At 72.8% G+C, this 22,760-nt stretch carries 19 protein-coding genes; 10 read left to right on the top strand and 9 right to left on the bottom strand.

Features of this window, described 5'->3' with window-relative positions:
• Positions 1-24: 24 nt before the first annotated feature.
• The 4 genes from ACZ6QO_RS11295 to ACZ6QO_RS11310 all read right to left on the bottom strand — a co-directional run bounded on the left by ACZ6QO_RS11295 (position 25) and on the right by ACZ6QO_RS11310 (position 7,255).
• A complete protein-coding gene (locus ACZ6QO_RS11295) occupies positions 25-1,452 on the bottom strand; it encodes a glycoside hydrolase family 16 protein (RefSeq protein WP_465849802.1) in 1,428 nt (475 codons plus the stop codon).
• A gap of 623 nt (positions 1,453-2,075) precedes the next feature.
• Positions 2,076-3,293, bottom strand: coding sequence for a hypothetical protein (locus tag ACZ6QO_RS11300; protein WP_465849804.1), 1,218 nt, complete (start codon positions 3,291-3,293; stop codon positions 2,076-2,078).
• Between the two features lie 36 nt (positions 3,294-3,329).
• Positions 3,330-6,575 carry a DUF4153 domain-containing protein gene (locus tag ACZ6QO_RS11305; RefSeq protein ID WP_465849806.1) on the bottom strand — a complete coding sequence of 1,082 codons (3,246 nt, stop codon included), beginning with the start codon at positions 6,573-6,575 and terminating at the stop codon, positions 3,330-3,332.
• A complete protein-coding gene (locus ACZ6QO_RS11310; protein WP_465849808.1) occupies positions 6,572-7,255 on the bottom strand; it encodes a response regulator transcription factor in 684 nt (227 codons plus the stop codon). The genes ACZ6QO_RS11305 and ACZ6QO_RS11310 overlap by 4 nt, the downstream gene beginning before the upstream one ends.
• A gap of 79 nt (positions 7,256-7,334) precedes the next feature.
• Here ACZ6QO_RS11310 and ACZ6QO_RS11315 point away from each other — a divergent pair, with 79 nt between their 5' ends.
• Entirely contained in the window at positions 7,335-8,225 is an 891-nt protein-coding gene (locus ACZ6QO_RS11315; RefSeq protein WP_465849810.1) for an arylamine N-acetyltransferase family protein, read from the top strand.
• Between the two features lie 67 nt (positions 8,226-8,292).
• Here the strand turns inward: ACZ6QO_RS11315 and ACZ6QO_RS11320 are convergent, their stop codons facing one another.
• On the bottom strand, positions 8,293-9,582 hold the full coding sequence (locus tag ACZ6QO_RS11320) for a cellulose-binding domain-containing protein (protein WP_465849812.1): 1,290 nt from the start codon (positions 9,580-9,582) through the stop codon (positions 8,293-8,295).
• A gap of 179 nt (positions 9,583-9,761) precedes the next feature.
• Positions 9,762-10,766: a winged helix-turn-helix transcriptional regulator gene (locus ACZ6QO_RS11325; RefSeq protein WP_465849814.1), complete on the bottom strand. Its 1,005-nt coding sequence runs from the start codon at positions 10,764-10,766 to the stop codon at positions 9,762-9,764.
• Between the two features lie 519 nt (positions 10,767-11,285).
• On the opposite strand from ACZ6QO_RS11325, the gene ACZ6QO_RS11330 reads away from it, so the two are divergent.
• Both ACZ6QO_RS11330 and ACZ6QO_RS11335 read left to right on the top strand, forming a co-directional pair.
• Positions 11,286-12,230, top strand: a complete 945-nt coding sequence (locus tag ACZ6QO_RS11330) for an LLM class F420-dependent oxidoreductase (RefSeq protein ID WP_465849815.1) — start codon at positions 11,286-11,288, stop codon at positions 12,228-12,230.
• 93 nt (positions 12,231-12,323) lie between these two features.
• Complete coding sequence (locus ACZ6QO_RS11335) at positions 12,324-12,515, top strand: hypothetical protein (protein ID WP_465849817.1); 192 nt, start codon at positions 12,324-12,326, stop codon at positions 12,513-12,515.
• A gap of 83 nt (positions 12,516-12,598) precedes the next feature.
• On the opposite strand, the gene ACZ6QO_RS11340 is transcribed toward ACZ6QO_RS11335, so the two are convergent.
• Together ACZ6QO_RS11340 and ACZ6QO_RS11345 are read right to left on the bottom strand one after the other, a co-directional pair.
• Entirely contained in the window at positions 12,599-12,919 is a 321-nt protein-coding gene (locus ACZ6QO_RS11340; RefSeq protein ID WP_465849818.1) for a DUF3817 domain-containing protein, read from the bottom strand.
• 49 nt (positions 12,920-12,968) lie between these two features.
• Positions 12,969-13,985 (bottom strand): SURF1 family protein, encoded by a 1,017-nt coding sequence (locus ACZ6QO_RS11345; RefSeq protein WP_465849820.1) that lies wholly within the window; start codon positions 13,983-13,985, stop codon positions 12,969-12,971.
• A 232-nt stretch (positions 13,986-14,217) separates the two neighbouring features.
• On the opposite strand from ACZ6QO_RS11345, the gene ACZ6QO_RS11350 reads away from it, so the two are divergent.
• Together ACZ6QO_RS11350 and ACZ6QO_RS11355 are read left to right on the top strand one after the other, a co-directional pair.
• Positions 14,218-14,388 (top strand): hypothetical protein, encoded by a 171-nt coding sequence (locus tag ACZ6QO_RS11350; protein ID WP_465849822.1) that lies wholly within the window; start codon positions 14,218-14,220, stop codon positions 14,386-14,388.
• A 182-nt stretch (positions 14,389-14,570) separates the two neighbouring features.
• A complete protein-coding gene (locus ACZ6QO_RS11355; RefSeq protein WP_465849824.1) occupies positions 14,571-16,034 on the top strand; it encodes a flavin-containing monooxygenase in 1,464 nt (487 codons plus the stop codon).
• A gap of 112 nt (positions 16,035-16,146) precedes the next feature.
• On the opposite strand, the gene ggt is transcribed toward ACZ6QO_RS11355, so the two are convergent.
• Entirely contained in the window at positions 16,147-17,982 is a 1,836-nt protein-coding gene (gene ggt / locus ACZ6QO_RS11360) for a gamma-glutamyltransferase (RefSeq protein ID WP_465849825.1), read from the bottom strand.
• 292 nt (positions 17,983-18,274) lie between these two features.
• Here ggt and ACZ6QO_RS11365 point away from each other — a divergent pair, with 292 nt between their 5' ends.
• The 5 genes from ACZ6QO_RS11365 (at position 18,275) to ACZ6QO_RS11385 (ending at position 22,725) form a co-directional block, all read left to right on the top strand.
• A complete protein-coding gene (locus ACZ6QO_RS11365) occupies positions 18,275-19,453 on the top strand; it encodes a sensor histidine kinase (RefSeq protein ID WP_465849826.1) in 1,179 nt (392 codons plus the stop codon).
• Entirely contained in the window at positions 19,450-20,097 is a 648-nt protein-coding gene (locus ACZ6QO_RS11370) for a response regulator (RefSeq protein ID WP_465849828.1), read from the top strand. The genes ACZ6QO_RS11365 and ACZ6QO_RS11370 overlap by 4 nt, the downstream gene beginning before the upstream one ends.
• A gap of 89 nt (positions 20,098-20,186) precedes the next feature.
• Entirely contained in the window at positions 20,187-20,795 is a 609-nt protein-coding gene (locus ACZ6QO_RS11375; RefSeq protein ID WP_465849830.1) for an HD domain-containing protein, read from the top strand.
• Between the two features lie 216 nt (positions 20,796-21,011).
• Positions 21,012-21,284 (top strand): SHOCT domain-containing protein, encoded by a 273-nt coding sequence (locus ACZ6QO_RS11380; RefSeq protein ID WP_465849831.1) that lies wholly within the window; start codon positions 21,012-21,014, stop codon positions 21,282-21,284.
• A gap of 223 nt (positions 21,285-21,507) precedes the next feature.
• Complete coding sequence (locus ACZ6QO_RS11385) at positions 21,508-22,725, top strand: sulfite exporter TauE/SafE family protein (RefSeq protein WP_465849832.1); 1,218 nt, start codon at positions 21,508-21,510, stop codon at positions 22,723-22,725.
• Positions 22,726-22,760 lie beyond the last annotated feature (35 nt).

Here is a 22,760-nt window from a genome sequence, read left to right on the forward strand (position 1 = left end):
GGGGGGGAGCGCGGCGTGGACGGGTCAGCTGCCGAAGGTGAACCAGTTGAGGTTGACGAAGTCGGCGGGCTGGCCGCTGGAGAAGGTGATGTACACCGTATGCGTGCCCGTCACCCCCGAGATGTTGGCCGGCACCGTGCGCCAGCTCTGCCACCCGCCGGTGTTCCCGACGGCGAAGTCACCGATCGGAGAGGCGGTGAGGCTGTCGAGCCGCACCTGGACCAGGCCGCTGACGCCGCCGCCGGCGCCCGAGGCGACGCGGGCCACGAACTGCCGGGCGGCGGAGGAGCCGAAGTTCACCCCGTCGTAGCGCAGCCAGTCGCCGTTGGCGATGTACGAGACGTTCTGCCCGCCGCCGCTGTCGGTGGTGGTCTCCAGCTGGGTGCCCGACTGCGCCTGGTACCGCTCGGCCTGGATCGTGGAGCGCGCGTCGACGCCGCCGGGCGGCGGCGAGCTGGGCGGCGGCGAGCTCGGCGGCGGGGTGGATCCTCCGCCGCTCTGCCAGACGGCCACGTAGTCGACCACCATGGGCCGGCCGGACACGGTGGCCGAGGTCGGGGTGCCGATGCCGGCGACCCCGTTGGGGAACGCTCCGCCCATGGCCACGTTGAGCAGCAGGAAGTAGCCTCCGTGACCGGTCATGTTGTTCCAGGTCGTGGCGTCGAGCTGACTCTGGCTGACGCTGTGGAACTGCTGTCCGTCGACGTACCAGCGCAGCTGGTTCGGGCTGACCGAGCGGTCCCACTCGAAGCGGTAGGTGTGCATGGCCGACTGGCAGCTCGAACCGGGGCAGGCGCGGCTGGCGCCGATGCCGTTGGTCTCGGCGCACGCGCCGCCGGGGTTGGTGCCGCAGTGGAGCACGCCCCACACGGAGTTGATCCCGTTGACGTTCTCCATGATGTCGAACTCGCCGATGGCGGGCCAGTTCTGGTAGTTGCCGCGATACGGCGAGCCCAGCGCCCAGAACGCCGGCCAGTAGCCGAGCGCCGCGTCGCCGGTGACGTTGGGCATCTGGATGCGGCCCTCGATGCGCAGGACGGTGCCTGCGGCCGGTTTGAAGTCGGTGCGCCGGGTCTCGATGCGCGCGGAGGTCCATTCCCCCGAGCCGCTCCTGAGCGGGGTGATGCGGAGGTTGCCGCCGCCGTCCAGGCTCACGTTGGACGAGTTGGCGGTGTAGTTCTGGATCTCGCCGGTGCCCCAGTTGCCCGGCCCGCCCGGATACGCGTGCCCGGTGTCGATGATCCAGTTCGCGGACGAGGGCAGCGTCCCCGCGGCGCCGTCGAAGTCGTCGCTCCACACCAGGCTCCATCCGCTGGGTGTGGCGGGGACGGAGGCTCCGGCGGGTCCGCCGCCGACGGTCAGCGCGATCACCGGAAGGACGGCGGCGCCCGCGGCGGCCAGCAGGGCGCGAAGCCGTGAGCGGCGGCGCCGTACCGGTGGGTCGGTGGTCATGCCCATGATGCTCCTCATCTCTCGGGACGAGTCGGATCTCTCAGGACGAGTCGGTGGACGGATCAGTCGCCCATGCGTACGAAGCCGACGGATCGCGCGCGTGCCCGTGGACGGGTCGCAGGTCACGCGGAGAGATCCTCGTCGTGGGGGGTGGACCGGCCGCCGCCCGCGATGGGACGGCGTCCGGCGGCGGCTCAGCGGCGCGGGACCGGCGGCCGTTCGGCGCCGCGCACGGGGAACCATCTGTTCTCGTCGACGTAACGCGCTTGTAACGCTCTCAGCGCCGCTGACGTTAGATCGCCCGACAACCGGTGTCAACAGCGAGAAAATGTTTCTCGTAGATCGTGAGAGCGCTCTCGCCGACGTCTGTCGTCAGGGCCCGCAGAGCCGCCGCGCCGGGGGCCCGCTGACCAGGAAGTACGAGCATCGGCAGCTGCGAATTGCCTGATGATCACGGTCTGACAAGGGGCGACGGGAAGAACCGGGTGTTCTGAAAGTGTCGCCCCACGGATGCCCTTCAGAGGGCCTCCTAACAGAGAGCGCTCTCAGTAAGATCATCCGGGTCGGCACGGCGGAGGGCACGAAGGCGCGGAGGGGAAGAGGCGGCGTCGGTGGGGCGGGGGTCAGGTCTCGTGGCCGAGGGCTCCGGGGATGCGGTCAAGGACGCTGTACGGCACGAGCCCGTAGGCGTGGAAGTCCACCGCGTCGCCGCCGGCCGCCCGCACCGCGCGGACCTTCGCGGCCAGCCGCTCCTCGGAGTCGGTGTCCGGCCTGCCCGGACGCAGCACGACGCGCAGTTCTCTGTCGTTGCCGACCGAGCGGCGGTAGGCCCCGACGTCGTCGGCCACCCGCGCGGCGTCCCTGGCGTAGGCGAGGACCCCGAAGGACGGGACCAGGTCGCCGAGGGCCACCAGGTCTACGCCGAGCTGCCAGGCGTCGTGCGCCGCGAGCCCGGCGGGCGGCAGCCCGTCGGCGTATCCCTTGCGGTGCCCGGTGCCGTCCAGGAAGGTCAGCTTGGACCCCTCGGCGGCCACCGCGGAGGACACCTCGCTGACCAGCGAGGTCACCGTCTCTGAGCGGGCGCGCGCGTACGCGACCACGTCCGGGCCCGCGTACGCCGTGAGCGCGGCCCGCGTCACCTCACCCTGCGCGGGCGGGTCGCCGTCGAGCACCCCGCCGACGATGCGGGCGCACTCTTCGCGCGCGACCTCCGCCTTGACGCCGAGGTCCGTCGCCCGCCGCATGCACCACGGGCAGAAGCACAGGGAGAACAGGAACTCGTCCATCGGGCCGAGCGGGACGAAGCACCTCTCTTGCTGGTAACCCTGTGCGAACCCCCCGAAGTGCAGCGACTCGGCGACCACGCTGTCCACGCCCAGCCGCGCCACCGACCGGGCCAGCGCGACGGCGTACAGCCGCACGTCCGGATGGGCGGGGCACAGCGCGGCGGGGAAGCCGCGCCCGCCGAAGCAGTCGTGCACGGTGACGTCGGGGTTGGCCAGGCCGAGGGTGAGGTCGTGCAGGAAAACCGCCCAGCCGTGCAGGGCCATGCCGCGCTCGGCGGCGGCCGCGCGCAGCGCCGCGATCGGCTCGCGCTCGGCCCCCGGCTGCACAGGGGGCGCGAGCCGCAGGCCGGTGAACAGGTCGGCGGGCGGCGGGAAGTGCACGCCATCGAAGCGGACCGTCACCCGTGAGGCGCCGTGCGGGGTGACGTCACGGGCGCCGTGGGAGGCCGCGGCGACCGTCACCTCGCGCACGCCGTACCCGGCGATGCGGTCGAGGACCCGCCCGGCGCCCTCGTCGCGCACGTCTTCGACGTAGACGTATACCGAACCGTGCACCGCGCCGTGCCTTTCGACGAGCCCGCCGTTGATGACCTATGTCCCACGCGACCTTATATCCTTGCCGCAGGCCTGGGACGGCGCCATCGGCGGCCGGTCGCCGAGCAGGTCGCGCGCGTGCTCGCGCGCCAGGTTCCACCCGCTCCAGCCGTCGGGCTCGCGCAGCCGCCGCACGGACGACATCTGCGACAGCAGGCAGTCGCGCGCCGCCGAGGGCAGCCCGTCGATGGCGGGCACGGCGTCGGCGCCGAGGTCGGTGATGTAGGCGAAGTCGAGCTGCGAGAAGTCGCGGATGCGCAGCTGCGACTCGGCGACCCGCAGGTCGGGGTTCCAGATCGCGAAGGTCAGCATCGACAGGCCCGTCACCAGCACCACCGTGCGCGGCAGCCAGCCCGCGTTCCGGCGGGTCAGCCGCATGGCCCCCGCCACCAGCACCAGAGCGAACACCGCCGCCAGCCACCAGATGGCCGCGCCGACCGAGGCGCGCAGCAGGGACAGGCCGTAGGCGTCGATGTACAGCCCGAGCCGGTGCAGCGCCGAGGCGAGGATCACCAGGGTCAGACCGCACAGCAGGCCCAGCAGGCCGGCCAGCAGCAGGCGTTCGCGGCCCTGCGCCGCCACCACGGCCGTCGCCACCGCGACCAGGCCGAGCACGAAGACGCTGACCGTGACCAGCTCGAAGAACCCCGACCTGGCGTATTCGGCGTAGGTCAGCCCCGCGGTCTCCATCACCCTGCGGTTGCCGCCGAACAGCGTGCTGATCTGCACGGCCACGAAGGCGGCGAACAGCAGGTCGACCGCCCCGAGGGGGATCGTCCACAGGATGCGGTTCACCCTCCGGCGCGCCCGCTGACCGGCCGGCTCGACCGTCGGGCGCAGCGCGACGAGGGTCGCGGCCCCGACCAGCGCGGCGAACATCACGAAGATCACCAGGCGGCCCGGCAGGGAGGAGGCCCACGCCGGAGCGGTGAACACGTGCGACATGAAGGAGGCGAAGACGGCGTCGGCCGAGGCGAACAGCACGCCGAACACCAGCAGCAGCACCGCCGCGATGCCCAGCCCGGCCAGCAGCGGGCCCAGGGTGCGCCGCCGGTCGATGCCCTTGAGCGGCGCGATGAGGAACCACGGCAGCGGCAGGACGGCCAGCGCCACCGACATCCCTCCCCTGATCACTCCCGGCCAGCCTCGGCCGGCGCCCGACACCGCGAGGGCGGCCAGGCCGAAGCCCGCCAGCAGCATGGGGAAGATCAGCCATTCCGCGTCCCGGAACATCGCGACCGCCACCAGCGCGTACGCCAGCAGGGCGAAGGCGCCCGTCCAAGGGGTGACGCGGTGCCGTGCCGCCGGGAGCACGGCCGCGCCGGCGGCGACGGCCACCAGCACCACGCCGAGCCCCGTACGGGCGAACGGGAGCGCGAGCGCGGCGAACAGGCCGACCGCCGCCGCCGACGGCAGCAGCCACCGGGGTGTGGGCGGCAGGTTCGGCCGGGGCAGCAGCGGTGGCGGCACGTAGTCCGGCGGGCCGAACCCGGACGCCCCCGGACGCGTCTCCGGCGACGGCCGGTCCATCCCCTGCGGCCTGTGATGCCCCCCCGCCGGCTGCTGCAGCGTCCCCTGTGACTGCTCGCGGGTCTCGTGCGGTCGCTGCCGCGTCGCCTGCGACCGCTGGTCCGCCTCGGGCGGCATGTTCTCGGACGCCTCCGCAGCCCGCGCGGGGGCCGCGTCCTCAGGCGTCTCTGGGTTCTCCGCGACGGCGACGGCCGCCGTGGCGGCATCCGGTTCCGCGATGGCCGCACCTTGCGGCATCGCCAGCGGTTCCGCCAGAGGCTCGCCGGGCGCCTTCGGCCTGCGCGGCACGACAAGGACGGCCGGCGCGTCAGGAATGCCGGACAAATCAGATGTGACCACCGGATCGGCGCCCCCTGCGGTTCCCGCCGCCTCCGAAGCACCGGGCTTCTCCACCGCAACCCCTGCGCTCCGCGAAGCGCCGGCCTGCTCCACCGTGGCACCCACGGTCTGCGGAACGCGAGGATCCTCCGCCCCCGCGGCCGCTCGAACGCCGGCCCCCTCCGCCGGGGCCTCAGCGGCTTTCGCGGCGCCGGCATCGTGCGATGCCGCTCCCCTGGCTCTCATCGCCCCCGCCGCCTCTGGCGTGGGTCCTGTGGTCTCACCCGGCCGGTCCGGTCCGGCGACCTGGACGCCGCTCGCCGGCTCGCGGGCGTCGGAGGTGTCGCCGGTCGTGGCCGTGGTGGTGGCCTCCGGCAGGCCGTCGGGGGGGTCGCTCATGACCGTGGTCCTTCCAGGCAGGTCGACCACCATGCGGCAGCCGGACGGGGTGTCGTCGACCCGCACCGAGCCTCCGTGCAGTTCGACGATCTCCTTGACGATGGCCAGGCCGAGGCCCGTGCCGCCCGCGTCAGCCGCCCGGGCGGCGTCCAGACGGGAGAACCGCTCGAAGACCCGGGGACGCTCCGAGGCGGGGATCCCCGGCCCCTGGTCGGTGACGCTGAGCCGCACCCCCGCTCCCTCCGCGCGGGCTTCGAGGCGGACCAGGCCGCCGGACGGGCTGTGCCGGACCGCGTTGTCGAGCAGGTTGGCCAGCACCTGGCCGAGCAGGGCCGGGTCGGCGTGGACGCCCAGCCCCTCGGACGCCGAGCTGGACAGCGAGACCTCCTCGCGCGCGAGCCCCGCCTCCCGTACGGCCTGGGCGCACAGCGGGCCGAGCTCGACGGGCTCGGGCTCGATGTGCCGGGCGCCGGAGTCCAGCCGGGACAGATCCAGCAGCTGGGCCACCAGCCGGCCGAGACGCTCGGTCTGGGTGAGCGCCGTGCTCAGGGTGGCGCGGTCGGGCGAGGAGACGCCGTCGACGAGGTTCTCCAGCACGGCCTGCAGCCCGGCGATGGGCGTGCGCAGCTCGTGGCTGACGTTGGCCACCAGCCGGCGGCGCTGCCGGTCCACCTCCGCCAGGTCGGCCGCCATGGCGTTGAACGCCCGCGCCAGCTCGCCGACCTCGTCGCGCGAGGTGGCCCTGACGCGCATGCCGTACCGTCCCTTGGCGATCGTCTGGGCGGCGGCGGCCATCTCGCGAAGCGGCCTGGTCATCCCCCTGCCGACGAGTTGCACCGTGCCGAGGCTGAGGACGGCGGCGAGCCCCATGCGCGCCCAGGGGACCACTCCCAGGAAGCGGCCGTACTCGTTGAGCGCGAAGGCGGTGGCGACCGCGAGCAGGATGACCAGCCCCAGCTTGACCTTGATCCGGCCGAGGAAGTCGAGCGGCCTCATGGCTTGACCAGCGCGTAGCCGACGCCGTGGACGGTGCGGACGATGCCGGAGCCGAGCTTGCGGCGCAGCGCGCGCACGTGGCTGTCCACCGTGCGGGTGGCCGCGGCCTCGGAGAAGCCCCAGATGTCCGACAGCAGCCGTTCGCGCTCGAAGACGTGACCCGGACGCTCCGCGAGCCGCCTCAGCAGGTCGAACTCCGTGCGCGTCAGCTGCGCCTCCACACCGCGCACGAAGACCCTGCGCTCGGCGGTGTTGATCTCCACGTCGCCGGCGCGGATGACCGTGTCCTCGCGGGCGAGCTGGGCGGCCCGTTCGACCCGGCGCAGCAGGGCGTGGATCCTGGCCACCAGCTCGCGCATGCTGAACGGCTTGGTCAGGTAGTCGTCCGCGCCGACGCCGAGCCCGACGAGCAGGTCGGTCTCCTCGCCCAGCGCGGTCAGCATCAGCACCGGCACCGGCCGCGCGGCCTGCATCCGCCGGCACACCTCCACGCCGTCGAGGCGGGGCAGCAGCCGGTCGAGCACCACCAGGTCCGGCTCGGCCTTCGCGTACGCGGCGAGCGCCTCCTCGCCGTCGCCGGCGATGCGGACGTCGAAGCCTTCGGCCATCAGCCGGCTGCGCACGGCGAGGGCGATGGTGCTGTCGTCCTCGACCACGAGGATGCGTCGCTGGTCTGTCACGCTGGAAGCCTAGAACCGGCTCGTGCAGACGGCCCGGGCCCATATGTGCAGATCTGATGCAGCCTGGTTAGCTTGGCCCGTGACGAGATCTTCTGAGGTTTCCGGCTATCTGCGCCGTATCGGGCTGGCCGGTCTCGGCGGGCCGCCCAGCGTCGAGTCGCTGGTACGGCTGCACAGAGCGCACGTCGAACGCGTGCCCTACGAGTACTTCCACATCTGGCTGGAGGACCCGACGTCGGTCGAGCCGGTGGAGTCGGCCGGGCGCATCCTGCGGGGCAGGGGAGGCTACTGCTTCCATCTGAACGGGGCCTTCTCGCTGCTGCTGGCCGAGCTGGGATACCAGGTGAGCCGGCATGTGGGCGGGGTGCAGGGCTCCGCGGGCGGCCCCGTGGGCGCCAACGGCAACCATCTGGCGCTCACCGTGTCGGGCCTGCCGTCGGAGCGGTGCCCGGAGGGCGTGTGGTTCGTCGACGTCGGCCTCGGCGACGCCCTCCACGAGCCGCTCCCGCTCGTCGAGGGCGTCCACCGGCAGGGTCCGTTCGAGTACCGCCTGCGTCCTTCGGCGGCCGAGCCGGGCGGCTGGCGGTTCGAGCACGACCCGCGCGGCAGCTTCGTCGGCATGGACTTCCGACCAGAACCGGTGGACATGTCGGTGTTCACCGCGAAACATCACGAACTATCAACCTCGCCGGAGTCGAGCTTCCGGCACGTCATGTCGGTGCAACGGCGGGACGTCGCGGGGATCGACTGCCTTCGCGGCCTGAACCTGATGCGCGTCGGCTCGGAGGAGGGGACGTCGCTCCTGCGGGGGCGTCGTGACTACTTCGAGGCGCTGGCCGACGTCTTCGGCCTGACCCTGGACGATGTCGCCGCGGAGCGCAAGGACGAGCTGTGGCGGCGGCTGAGCGACGCCCACGAGAAGTGGCTCGCGGGCGCCGGGTCCCGCGAGCCGGAGCCGGCGAGCGGCTGACGAGCCGGAGCCCGCGAGCGGTTGATGGGACGGCCGGCGGAACGGCCGTCCCATCGGGGTCAGGGCCTCAGCAGGAGATCGGCGAGGAGCCGAAGGCGACGTCGTCGTACCAGATGGTGTCGGAGTCGCTGCCGTAGCTCTCCCAGCCGAGGCGCAGCGTCGCAGGACGCGGCGCGGTCGAGCGGCTGAGCCACTGGGAGTCGATGTCCCGGGTGGGCGTCTGGTCCAGGTGCAGGCCCGCGACCTCCTGGTCGTCCAGGTAGGTGCTCATCGCCTGCTTGGTGGTGTCGATCTGGTAGCGCAGGCAGACCCAGCGGCCGGTGGGCAGCGGCTTGCTCAGGGAGACGCCGGTCGGGCTCTGCTCGGGCAGCGTGGCGTCGTCGGACTCGCGGTTCCACTGCAGCGCGCTGTTCTGCCCGCCGATGCGCAGGTCCTTGTTGCCGTTGGCCGAGTCCGCCATCGTGATCATGCTGACGTGCGTGGCGGGGAGGGCGGTGGTGTGCCTGACCCACATGCGCGCGTAGACCACCGGCCCGATCGAGGACACGTTCTTGGTGGTGCCCACGAAGATGTGGTTGCAGTAGTTGCCGCCACCGTTGACCCGCAGCGCCTTGCCGCCGCTGTGGACGGTGGAGGTGTCGATGGTGGCCGTGCCGGTGCCCGAGCAGTTGGGGGTCACGACCTGCCAGTCACCGCTGGGCGAGGTGGACGTCTGGTCCTCGAAGCCGGAGCACACCACGGCTCCGTTGCACCCGGGCGGAGGCTCCACGGTCGGGGTGGGCGTCGGAGTCGGAGTCGGCGTGGGCGTCGGGGTGGGAGTCGGAGTCGGGGTGGGCGTGGGGGTCGGAGTCGGAGTGGGCGTCGGAGTCGGGGTCGGCGAGGGGCCGGTGCCGTTGCAGTCGACCCCGTTGAAGGTGAAGGCGGACGGGGTCGGGTTGGACGACGCCCAGGTGCCCTGGAAGCCGAAGTCGGCCGACGCCCCGGTCGCCAGGTTGCCGTTGTACCCGGCGTTGGTGGCGGTCACCGCGGTCCCCGACTGGGTGATCGTCGCGCTCCAGGCGTTCGTGACCCGCTGGTCGCCGCCGAACGCCCAGCCCAGCCGCCAGCCGCTCACCGCCGAGCCGAGGTTGGTGACCTTGACGGAGGCGGTGAACCCTCCCGGCCACTGGTTCACGGTGTAGTCCACCTTGCACACCGGATCGGCGGCCGAGGCGGCGCGCACCGGCAACAGCATGGCGGCGATCGCCGCCACGGCGGCCACGGCGGCGAGCAATTCCCGCCTTCCGAACCGGCGGAAGGCGGGAAAGCGGGACGACGGTGGCGACGAGGCCGGCAGGCCGGGCAAGAGAGCACCCATGAAACAGCTCGCTTTCTACAGGTCGCTTACAAGTGGGAGCGCTCCCACACGCCGGACCGGGATCGCTCTGCTGCGCTCGATCGCTGATCGTCATCCGCGGGGCGACCGCCTGTCAACGACACCGCGCGCGTCCGTTCACCGACCTCGGACGAGCCTGTGAGCGGGCTGAATCTTTCAGCTCACGCGCCCGGCAGCGGCACGGTGGGCGTCTGACGCCGGGTCGGCGGCCGGTGGCGGCGCGAATGCGGGCGCCGGGCCGCCGGCACGTGCCCGGACAGGTCGAAATGGACGCGCCGACGCTCCAGTACCTCGCCGCAGGACCGGCACACCAGGACGGGCGGCAGGACCTCGCCGCAGACCTTGTGCGTGATCGTCAGCCTGGCGTCCTCCGGGACGGGCAGCTCGCGCTGGGCCCAGTCGGACAGGAAGGCGAAGACCTCGAAGAAGGCCAGCCCCTTCTCGGTGAGCCGGTAGAGGCGGCCGGAGTCGGCCTTGAGCACCCCGACCTCGACGAACCGCTTGAGCCGGTCGGTCAGCACCGACGGCGCGATGCCGAGTTCGTTCTGGAAGTCGACGAACCGCTTGACGCCGAGCAGCGCCGCGGCGAGCACCGCCGTGCTCCAGCGGTCGCCGAGGATCTCCATCGAGTGCGGACAGTAGCCGATGTAGTCGTCGCGGTCGCCGCTGCGCACGGTGCGGCGATGATGGCGAGGCAGGCCGATGCGGCTGAACGACGCCCGCGGGCCGCGCCGGGTGGCGGTGTCGCGGGCGCTCACCGGGCGCAGGCAGGCGCCGCACGCCAGGTAGGGGCGGGCGTCCTGCCCGCAGGTGTCGTGGAACGGGACGAGCAGGCCCGGCCGGTCGGCCCAGTCGCGCTCCCAGCTGTGGATGGCGAGCAGGAAGGACCACAGCCGAAGCCCCGCGTCCGTCAGCCGGTACTCGTAGCGCGTGCGGCCGTCGCGGTAGGCCGCAGGGGCGAGGATGCCGTGGCTGACGAGCTCTTTCAGCCGGGTGGCGAGCACGGACTCCGAGATGCCGAGCTCGTCGCGCCAGCCCGCGAAGGTGCGCACGCGCAGCAGGAAGGCGCGCTGGATGATGAGCAGCACCCAGCGGTCGCCGAGCATGCCAAGGGCACGCCCCAGGGCGCTGAGATCGGTGTCTGCGCCGTCGGCCGGATCACGCACGGCCGCGGACCATGATGTCGGATTTTCTGGATGGTATCCCTTTTGGGCGATATGCACCCGAGAGGCAGGGAATTGAGCGACTTTCTGGTCGGTCTCGGCGGCTCGAAGGCCGGCCGCGACCGATAACTCCTTGGCGTTCACCGCGTCAACTCTAAGTCACATTCGCGGCCTCTTTTCGCCCGCCGGCCCGGCGGGCGACATTGCGAGCTGACTTTTTTCATCGTAGCTTCCTGGAATGGCGGTGAAGCCGATCGCGGTCGCTGAGGAGGCGGGCCGGACGGAGCCCGGAGGACACCCGTCCGTCCGGTCTCACGAGCGGTTCCTTCACAGCTCCGTGCCACCGTTTGCGATCCGGACGACTCCGATGATTCGACCTCGTAACCGACTGATGAATCCTCCAACACGACAGTGGTGGGACAGGTCCTCCATGCAGTTGACTGAACGTCTCGCAAGGACGGCGGCGGGGGCGCGCCGTGCGAGGCACCACGGCTCCCCCGGGCTATGGCAGGAGCATTGCACATGAGGCTCAGCGTCTCCGTCGGGCTATGGCACGATCGCCCGGTCGGCGAGGCGGTGCTGACCGCGCAGATCGCGGACGAGCACGGCTATCCGGAGATATGGGTGGGCGAACTGGCGACGTACGACGCCTTCGCCCTGGCCACGGCGATCGGCGTGCGCACGCGCCGGGCCGCGCTCACCGTCGGGCCGCTGGCGGTCAGCGTGCGCGACCCCATGATGATCGCGATGGGCGCCGCCTCCGTCGCCGACCTCACCGGCAGGCCGGTCGGCGTCGCGCTCGGCACCTCCACCCCCGTCGTCGTGGAAGAGTGGCACGGCCGGTCCAGGGCCGGCTCCGCCACGGCGCTCCGCGAGGCCGTCCAGGCCCTGCGGCCGCTGCTCGACGGCGAGAAGTCCGACTTCTCCGGCACGCACGTCGCCAGCCGGGGGTACCGGCTGCGGCTCGCGGCCCCGCGTTCGCCGATCAGCGTCGCGGCCTTCGGGCCCTGCGCGGTCGGCGCCGCCGCGCTGGCCGACCGCATGGTGCTCAACCTGCCCACCCCTTCCTCCGCCGCCCGGATCATCACCGACCTGCGCCTGCTCAGTTCCACGACCCGGGTCGTCGCCTGGGTGGCCGCCGCCGTCGACCCCGACCAGGCCGCCATCGAGCAGATCAGGCGGTCGCTGGTGCCCTACCTCTACGCGCCCGGCTACCGCGAGATGTTCGCCCAGGCCGGCTTCGAGGACGTGGCCCGCTACGCCCGCACCCGGCCGCACCCGCGCGACCTGCTGGCCGCCATCCCCGACGGGATGCTGGAGGCGGTCGCCCTGATCGGCGACTCGGTGGAGATCATGGACCGGCTCGACGCCTACGAGGAGGCGGGGGTGGACGAGGTGGCGCTCATTCCTGTCAGCACCGGGGCCGACCCGTGCGGCGAGGCCACGCTGAAGGCCCTCGCCGACTGAGGCGGAACTCCGCCCGGGCGGCCGCTCGTTGAGGTGAGGACGCAGAATGGGCGGTGGGGACCTCCCCCGCCCGGCGAACAGAAAGGCCCGGCAATGTCGCCACTGTCGAAGTACTACGTGGGCGCGGCGATCGCCTCGATCCTCGCCCTTCTCCTGCTGCCGTCGCTGGTGGCCTGGATTCTCGTGATCGCCGTGCTGGCCGGCCCTGTGGTGGCCTACTTCATGCTCGACGAGTCCCAGCGTGCCCGGCTGCGCCGCGTCCGCAGGCGCCAGATCGGCCGCTGACCGGCCGGGCGGCCCCGGCGCACTCAAGCGCCGGCCGCACAGCGTGACCGGACGGGCCGTCCCGTCCTGTCACGCGAGGCGGGTCACGCCGCGGCGACCGCGATCTGCGCCTGCACGCGCTGGGTCACCTTGCGCTCGATCACGAACGACAGGAACGGGATGGTGCCGGCGAGCAGCACGCCCAGCGTGTACGGCCACGACCAGCGCGCCTTGAGCCCGAGGTTGAGCGCGGCCAACAGGTACACCGCGTAGACGAAGCCGTGCACGGGGCCGACGACGGCCACGAACGTGGCATTGTCGAAGCCGTACTTCACGACCATGGCCGCCACGAGCACGAGCAGCATGCAGCCCACGATGTAGGCCATCACCCGGAACGGTTTGAGCGCGGATTCCACGACGATCATTACCTCGCTAGCTGAGCGGTCACCACACGATATCCCGGCCGGGCGGTGGTCACTCCGGCGGGGACGAGCCCGCGGCCGGGGCGGCGACTCCGGCACGACCACGGTGCTCCACGGACCCGCCCGCGCCCGCCCCGCCTCCGCCGGCCCCCTCCTCGCCTTCATGGCCGTCAGGGCCGTCATGGCGTTCGTGGCCGTCATGGCGGTCATGCCCGGCATCGTGTTCATGGCGTTCGTCGCCGTCACGGCCCGGCGCCTCTCCGCCGGGTTCATCGCCAGGTCCGTCGCCGGGTTCCCTCTCGCCGGGACGGCCGCCGCGCACCGCGTCGCGCACGAAGTGGAACCACATGAGCAGCGCGAACCCGGCGAAGATCCACCACTGCGCGGCGTAGGCGAGGTTGCGCCAGGTGAAGCCGCCGCTCTCGGTGGGCGGCGGCACGGCGACCGGCCGCATCGCCGAGCCGGCCGGAGGTTGCGCGTCCGGCTGCCGCGTCGCCACGACGAAGCCGTCGCGCAGCCGTGCGCCGCGCCACAGGTTGACGAGCTCGGACGTCGAGACCGTGGCCACCTGGCCCGCGGGCAGCGGGGCCGTCCGCCGTCTGGCGAAGTCGGTCGGCTCCGCCGGCTGGACGCGCCCGGTGACGGTCACCGTCCCGCCCGGGACGGCCGTCGCCGGGTCGGCGGCGGACGGCACCCAGCCGCGGACGACCGGCACCAGCGTCCCGTCGGCGAGCGTGAGCGGCGTGAGCAGCCAGTAGCCGTCGTCCCGGCCCGCCGACCCGCCGGCGGCCTCGACGGTCGGCGCCCGCTCGGCCACCAGGAGCTGCCGGGACGCGTCGAACGTGCCCTGCGCGGTGACCCGGCGGCTGGCGGACTCGGCGGGCATCCGCCCCGCGGGCGGCACCAGCGTGGTCAGCTCGACCGGCGTCGGGTCGGTGGTGACGTGGGGCCGCCCGGACTCCTCGAACACCCCGAGCTGCCAGCGGCCGAGAAAGGCGAACGAGATCAGCACCGCGATCGTGACCAGGTGCAGGCCCACGAGGCGGGGCGACAACAGCGTCCGCAGCATGTTCCCACGCTATCCGCCCGCACCCGCGGTCCCGCCCGCCGGTCCCGGGCCGCTTCCGCCACCGGTCCCGGGCCGCTCCCGCCACCGGTCCCGGGCCGCTCCCGCCACCGGTCCCGGGCCGCTCCCGCCGCGGTCCCGGGCCGCTCGCCGGAGCGCATCGTGGCCGATCAGGACGAGGCCGAACTGGCATAAAGGGCGTCAACTCACATCTGGGGTCGCTAAAGTTCCTCCCATGTCGGAACCTCAGATTGATCCTGCTGGCAACACTCAGCAGTTCAAAGCCTTCGCCCAGCGCCAGGAGCCGGAGGCCGCCGCGCCGCAGCGGTCCCGGTTGGTCCCCATCGTCGCCGTCGTGGCCGCCGTCATCGTGGTCGCCGTGGTGGTCTTCCTGCTCGTGAAGTAAGTACCGCGCAGGCGCCTCGCGCCGTCGGCGACCGGCCGTCGGCGTGCTCGCCGTACCCGCGCCCGGGAACAGGCGGCGGCGGTCCGTGATCTGGACCGCTCCACCAGCGGAGAAGGGTGGACCACGCGACCCGCTCGCGATTCAATTGGATGGCCGATCCAATGCCGGGTAGGGGAGATGACATGGCAGCCGCGGGCCCCGGCATCACCATCATCGGCTCCGGCTTCGCCGGTCTCTGCATGGCCATAAAGCTCAAGCAGGCCGGGTACCACGACTTCGTCATCCTTGAGAAGGACGCGGACCTCGGCGGCACCTGGCGGGACAACACCTATCCCGGCTGCGCCTGCGACGTCCCCTCCCCCATGTACTCCTTCTCCTTCGACCCGAACCCGGGCTGGACCCGGCTGTTCGCCCCTCAGCAGGAGATCTGGGACTACATGCGCGCCTGCGCCGAGAAGTACGGGCTCCTGCCCCACCTGCGCACCGGCAAGAACGTGTCAGCGCTGGAGTACCTGGACGACGAGCGCCGCTGGCGGGTGAGCACCGAGGACGGCGAGACGTTCACCACCAACGCGGTCGTCGCCGGGTTCGGCGGCCTGCACGTCCCCTCCCTGCCGGAGATCCCCGGGCGCGAGTCGTTCGCCGGCCCGGCCTTCCATTCGGCCCGCTGGGACCATTCCCTCGCTCTGGCCGGCAAACGGGTCGCGGTCGTCGGCACCGGCGCCTCCGCCGTCCAGTTCATCCCGCGGATCGCCCCCGTGGTGCGCGAGCTGCACGTCTTCCAGCGGACGGCCCCGTGGATCCAGCCCAAGCCCGACGTGCCGCTGTCCGAGCGGACGAGGAAGACGCTGCGGGCCTTCCCGCCGGCGGGCCGCGCGCTGCGCTACGGCGTCTACTGGCTGCTGGAGACCCGCGCCCTGGGCTTCACCGTCGACCCCCGGCTGATGAGGGCCCACCGGGCCGTCGCCCTGCGGCACCTCGCCGCCCAGGTGCCCGACCCGGAGCTGCGCGCCAGGCTGACGCCCGGCTACACGATCGGCTGCAAGCGCATCCTGCTCGCCGGCGACTACTATCCGGCGCTCCGCCGCGACAACGTCGAGCTGGTCACCGACCGGATCACCCAGATCCGCGAGCGTTCGATCGTGGACGCCGCCGGCCGCGAGCGCCCCGTCGACGTGATCATCTACGGCACGGGGTTCAAGGTCACCGAGACGCTCGGCGAGCGGCGGATCATCGGCAGGAACGGCCTGAAGCTCCAGGACGCGTGGCGCGAGGGCGTCCACGCCTACCTGGGCACCGTCACGGCCGGCTTCCCCAACCTGTTCTTCCTGCTCGGCCCGAACACCGGGCTCGGGCACAACTCCGTCGTCTTCATGATCGAGGCACAGGTGCGCTACATCATGTCCTGCCTGCGCCTGCTCTCGTCCACCCGGGCGAGGGCGCTGGACGTGCGGCCTTCGGCCGAGCGGGCGTACAACGACCGGCTTCAGCGGCGGCTGGAACGCCTGGTCTGGTCAGAGGGCGGCTGCACGAGCTGGTACCTCGACGACAAGGGCAGGAACCGCACTCTCTGGCCGGGCTTCACGTTCGAGTTCTGGGCGCGCACCCGCGCCGTGAAGCCCGCCGCGTTCGAGCTGATCCCCTGACCCCACCGGCCGCACAGCCCGCACGCCGCCGGAGGGCGGGCCGGGCCGTGCGGCGGGCCGACCCCCTGGGGCCGGGCGGCGAGCTGGGCCCGCGGCCCCGGCCCGCGACGGGTCAGGGCTTGGCGGGGGTGACCACCAGGGCGCTGCCCCCGCCCCTGCGGGACGGCTCGGCGACCGCCTGGATCTTGCCCTTGCCCAGGAACTCCAGGCCGGTGGCCGCGCCGATCTCGCCGACCGGCGGGCCGGGGACGAGCGTGAAGGTGTGGCCGCGCTCGGTCAGCTCGGCGCCATAACGGTCGATGAACGCCTGCTCGGCCTGCGTCGCGGCGGCGTTGCGCTGGCTCGCCCTCGGCGCCGCGACCGCGTCGGGCAGCGACATGCCGAACTCGTACCGGTTGAGAAGGATCTGCAGCACCGTCGTGATGATCGTCGCGCCGCCCGGCGAACCCACCGCGAGAACGGGCCTGTCGTTCTTGAGCACGATGGTGGGCGCCATCGACGAGCGGGGCCGCTTGCCGGGCGCCGGCAGGTTCGGGTCGCCGGGGGCCGGGCCGAAGGTGAAGTCGGTCAGCTCGTTGTTCAGCAGGAACCCGCGGCCGGGGACGACGATGCCGTTCCCGCCGGTCTGCTCGATCGTGATGTTGTACGCCGCCACGTTGCCCCAGCGGTCGGCCACCACCAGGTGGGTGGTCTCGGGGCCTTCGGGCTTCTCCGCCTGGCCCTCGTCGCCCTTGCCCGCCGTGGCGGGGTCGCCGCTGTCCATGGACCTGCCGTCGAACTGGCAGCCGTCGTAGGAGCCGTCGGGCGAGCCGGGAGCGGCGGGGTTCGGCATCGCGACGTCGCCGATCAGGCAGGCGCGCTCCTTGGCGAACCCGTCCGACAACAGTTCCTTGAGCGGCACGTCGACGTGGCCGGGGTCGCCCACGAACTTGTTGCGGTCGGCGAAGGCCAGCCGGGACGCCTCCAGGTACTCGTGCAGGCCCACCTTGGGCAGCGCCCGCAAGATGTTCAGCGCCTCGCCGACCGTCGAGCCGCCGGAGGACGGCGGCGCCATGCCGTAGACGTCCATCGACCCGTAGCTCACCTTGGTCGGCGGTCGCTCCACCGCGCGGTAGGCGCGCAGGTCGGACAGCTCCATCAGCCCCGGCCGCACGACGCGGGTGGCGCCGGGCCTGACCGGCGGCCTCTTGACCGTGGCGACGACCTCGGCGCCGAGCCGGCCGCCGTACAGCCAGCCGCCGCCGCGCCGCCCCAGTTCGCGGTACGTCGCGGCCAGGTCGGGGTTGCGGAAGACCGAGCCCACCGGCGGCGGGGCGCCGTTCGGCAGGTACAGGGCGGCCGTGGAGGTGAAGTCGGCGAAGCGGCCGGCGTTCTGCGCGGTCTGGTCGTAGAAGGTCTGGTCGACCGTGAACCCGTGGGACGCGACGTCGATGGCCGGCTGGAGCGCCTGCCGGAGCGAGAGGGTGCCGTAGCGCCGCAGCGCCAGCTCCCACTGTGCCACGCTGCCCGGAACGCCCGCCGACAGGCCGCTGGTCACCGCGTCGGCGAACGGGATGGCGGCGCCGTTCTCCTGGAACGAGGTCTCGGTCATCGCCTGCGGGGCCTTCTCGCGCCCGTCGAACGTGACGACCTTCCCGCGCCGGGCGTCGTAGTAGACGATGAACCCACCGCCGGCCAGCCCGGCCGAGTAAGGCTCGGTGACGCCCAGGGTGGCCGCGCCGGCGACCGCGGCGTCCATCGCGTTGCCGCCGCGCTTCAGCACGCTCAGAGCCGCCTTGCTGGCGTCCAGGTCGACGGTCGAGACCGCGCCGCCGTACCCCTCGGCCACCGGCGCCTTGGCGACCGGCCGCCCGTGCGAGGGCCCGGCCAGGGCGGGCGACGACGCGGCGCTGCCGGGCGGGGCGAGCAGCGCGAGCGAGGCGGCGACCCCGACGAGGGGAACGGTCATGCGGCGAAGGCTCATGGCGGACCTCATTCCTAGATCGCACCAGCATTGACTCACAGCTTCACAACGTGGGTCAACAATGATCAAACCCGCGGGCGTCGCATCGCGGCCCCGCCGGAGGGGCGTCACGGCGTGCCGCGAAGCCGCTCCACCGGACCACACGAGCATCGACCCACGGTGACCGGAGTGTAGCGCGGCGTGCCGCCCCCGCCGCCCGCCCGTACGACGGGCACCGTAGACGGCCCTGCCACTCTGGGACGATGCGCTGGTCAGCGCGCTGACGTACCGTTCTCGGGTGCGCGCGAAACCTCCACACTGGGTCGACCCCATGCTTCCCTTGCTGGTCGGCATGGCACAGGTCTGGGGCACCATCGGCGCGCAGCGGGCCCAGGTGCACCCGGGCGACCTCGAAAGCCGCGTCTCCCTCGACCCCCTTGGATACCTGCTGCTCTCGGCGGGGCCGCTGGCGCTCGCCATGCGCCGCGCCCACCCGGTGCTCACGCTGTGGACGGCCGTCGTCGTCACCGCCGTCTTCGTCTACAAGGGGTACGCCTACGGCCCGGTGTTCATCAGCCCGGTCATCGCCATGTTCAACGCCGTGCAGCGCGGGCACCGCCGCGCCGCCTACACCGCCGCGGGCCTGTTCTGGCTCGGCTTCGTCGGCTACGCCACCTGGCTGCTCCCCATGCCGTCGAGCTGGCTCCACCACGCGGGCATCGGGTCGGCCATCCTCGTGGTGCTCACCGTGGCCGAGGTGGTCCGCGCCCGCCGCGACCAGTACGCCGAACGCGAACGGGTGACGCGCGAGGAGGCCAGGCGCCAGGCCAGCGAAGAACGCCTGTCCATGGCGCAGGAGCTGCACGATGTCCTCGGGCACAGCATCTCTCTGATCCACGTCCAGGCGTCCACGGCGCTGCACCTGATCGACGAGCATCCTGAGCAGGCGCGCACGGCGCTCGCGACCATCAAGCAGGCGAGCAAGGACGTGCTGACCGAGATGCGGTCGCTGCTCGGGGTGCTGCGCGACGACGCGCCGCGCTCGCCCACCGCCGATCTGTCCCAGCTGGACGAGCTGATCGAGCGCAGCGGCCCCCACGTCGTCAAGCGCACCAACGGCACGCCCCGCCCGCTGCCGCCCGGCGTCGAGCGCGCCGCCTACCGCATCGTCCAGGAGTCGCTCACCAACGTGACCAAGCACGCCCCCGGCGCGCGGGCGACGGTCACGCTCACCTACGGCGCCGACCGGCTCGTCATCCGCGTCGACGACAGCGGCGCCACCCTGCCGGGCGCGCTGACCGGCGAGGGCGGCGGCAACGGCATCCCCGGCATGCGCGAGCGCGCCACCGCGCTGGGCGGCACCCTGACGGCCGGCCCGCGCGAGACGGGCTTCCGCGTCGAGGCCATGCTCCCCATCCCGCCCGCGGCGGGCACCGACCACACCGAGGACACCGAGGACACCGAGGACACCGCGTGATCAAGATTCTGCTGGCCGACGACCAGGCCCTCGTACGGGCAGGGTTCCGCGCCCTGCTCGACGCCCAGGACGGCATGACCGTGGTCGCCGAGGCCTCCGACGGGGCCGAGGCCGTCCGGCTCGCCGAGCGGCACGCGCCGGACGTGGTTCTGATGGACATCCGCATGCCCGGCATGGACGGGCTCACCGCGACGCGAAAGATGCCCGGCGCGGTGAAGGTCATCATCCTGACGACCTTCGAGCTGGACGAGTACGTCTTCGAGGCGCTGCGCGGCGGGGCGAGCGGCTTTCTGGTCAAGGACACCGAGCCGGCCGAGCTCATCCAGGCGGTCCGCGTCGTCGCGGCGGGCGAGGCGCTGCTGTCGCCGAGCGTCACCCGGCGCCTGATCGCCGAGTACGCCTCCCGGGCCAAGGAGCCGAGGACGACGGCCGGCCTCGACCAGCTGACCGAGCGCGAACGCGAGGTCCTCACGCTGGTCGGCGCCGGGATGACCAACGACGAGATCGCCGCCAAGCTGTTCATGGCCCCCGCCACGGCGAAGACCCACGTCAGCCGGGCCATGATGAAGCTCGGCGCCCGCGACCGCGCCCAGCTCGTCGTCATCGCCTACGAGTCGGGCCTGGTCCGCCCCGGCTGGGTCTGACCGCACGCGCGAGCCTCACCGGGGGCGCCGCCGTACCCGTCCGGCCGGGCCGCCGTCGCCCCACCTCAGGCTTCCGGCAGGCTGGAGGCATGAGATACGACGACATCGTGGTCCCCGGCACCCCGGCCGCCCGGGCGGCGCTGGAGGTCGCGACCGCCTACTGCTCGCCCGCGCTGCTGAACCACTCGGTGCGCTCCTACCTGTGGGCCGCCTCCTACGGCGCGCTGAACGACATCGCCTTCGACGCCGAGTTGCTCTATGTCTCGTCGATGCTGCACGACATCGGACTGGTCAAGGAGTTCGACAGCCACACGGTGCCGTTCGAGGAGGCGGGGGGCCACGTCGCCTGGGTGTTCGGCGCGGCGGCCGGCTGGCCCGCCGAGCGGCGCACCCGGGCCCATGAGGTGGTCGTGCGCCACATGTGGGCCGAGGTGGACGTGGAGCAGGACCCCGAGGGTCACCTGCTGGAGCTGTCCACGGCCCTGGACATCTCCGGGCGGCGGCCGGAGGCCTGGCCCGCCGGCCTGCGCGCCGAGGTGCTGCGGCGGCTGCCCCGCCTGAACCTCGCCGGCGAGTTCATGGCGTGCTTCAAGGACCAGGCCGAGCGCAAGCCGGACAGCTCCGCCGGCCGGGCCGTGCGCAGCGGCATGGCCACCCGCGTCGCCGCCAACCCACTGGAGACCGCCGGACAGGACTGACCGGCCCACAGACACCGACCGGACCACACTGACCGGACGGGAACGCCGCCCGTACGACGCTGACCGATCCTGCGGGCGCCGGCCGTACCGCGCCTGTGGTAGGCGCCGCGCGCGGCCGACGACGGGCGCGGTAGTGCAGGACGCACCCGGCGGGCGATGCCCGGCGAGGCCGCACGGAGGAGTGTGGAGGCATCCGATCGAAGTGAGGAGAGGCAGATGCCTTACGCACACTGGGGACCGGGGCCATGGTGGCCGGTCATCCCGCTCTTCTGGGGACTGTTCTGGGTGACCCTCGTCGTGCTGGTCTTCCGGGCCCGCAAGAGGGGCTTCAATCCGTTCGCGGGCGGGACTCCCCCATGGGCGGGCCGCGCCACCGGCTCCCCGACGGCCTCGGCCGAGAAGATCCTGGCCGAACGGTACGCCAAGGGGGAACTGAACGACGACGAGTACTTCGAGCGCATGTCCGTACTGAAGGGCGGCGCCGCCTGACCCGACCGCCCGCCCCCGGCCACCGGCGGACGGGTGGGCAGACTCGGTGAGCGGTGGGCGGACTCGGCGGGCGGTGGCAGGTCGGCACCCCAGGGTTAGCGAACTGTCACTCGCGGTCATCGTAGACGTCGGTTACCTTCCGTAAGGAATCCCTCACGGAGGAGGATCGCGTGAAGCCGAGCGCACCACCGCGGCCCGCCGGGGCCTTCCGGGCCCGCCGAGCGTGACGCCGGCCGCGCTGTTCGCCGCCGGGCTCGCCGCGGGGCTGGTGGCCGGCACCGCGTCCTGCACGGCCGTCCAAGGCGGGCTCCTCATCGGCCTCGCCCGCCGGCCGAGCCACCGCGGCACCGTCGCGGCGTTCATCGGAGGGCGGCTGTTCTCTCACGCGGTCGCCGGCGCGCTCCTCGGCCTGCTGGGCGACGCGGTGCGGCTTCCGCCGCCGGCCCGCGCGGTGCTGCTGGTCGGCGCGGGGGCCGCCGTCATCGTCTACGCCCTCCGCGTCGCCCTCAACCCCGCCCCCGGCTCGCCCCGCTCCCCCTGTTCGACCCACCCCAGAGACTCAACCCACCCCCCAGATCCAGCCCACCCAGCAGATCCGGCCCACTCCGCCCGCGCCGGGTGGAGTGCGCTGGTGCGGCCGGGTTCGATCGGCGGTGCGACCGTTCTCATCCCATGCGGGGTGACGCTCAGCACCGAGGCGGTGGCCGTCTCCAGTGGGTCGTGGCTCGGCGGAGCGGCCGTCATGGCCGGGTTCGTCGCCGGCAGCGCTCCGGGGTTCGCCCTGCTGGGCTTCCTGGTACAGCGGGCGGCGGCCAGGAGGTTCATGGCCGTCGCCGCGGCGGGCGCGCTGGTGGCGGGCGTGGTGACCGTCGTCGCAGGCCTGCGCCTCGGCGGCTGGCAGCCCGGCGCGGGCATCCCCGGCGGCACGGCGCGGGCCGCGCCGAACGCGCCCGCCGACGCGGCGACGGCGCTAGCCCCCCGCGCTTCGGCCGTACCCGCCGGTCCGGGCACCGCGTCCGCCGTACCCGCCGGTCCCGGCACCACCTCCGCCGTACCCGCCGGTCCTGGGGCCGCGGACGCCGTGCCCGGCGCTCCGAGGGGCGGGTCCGCGGTGCTGCGGGCGGATGGCACGCAGGTGCTCACGATCTGGGCGACCGACCGCGGCTACCGCCCCGGCGTCACGTCCATCGAGGCCGGCCGGCCCACGGAGATCGTCTTTCGCACCAGCGGCGACCAGGGGTGTACGCGGTCGGTCGCCATTCAGGGCCAGGACGTCATTCTGCCGGTGAGCGGACAGCGCGTTTTCCGGCTCGCGGCGCAAAGTCCGGGAATTCTCCGTTACGTATGCGGGATGGGGATGTATGTCGGATTTATCAACATAAACAAACCTGCCCCAACCGACCTCCATGCCGTCCCCGCACGCGCGGACCAGGGAGGTTAGGCGGGTCAAACACGTTCCGCCGGACGGCAAGAAGC

It is taken from the genome of Sphaerisporangium sp. NPDC049457, from assembly GCF_055586705.1.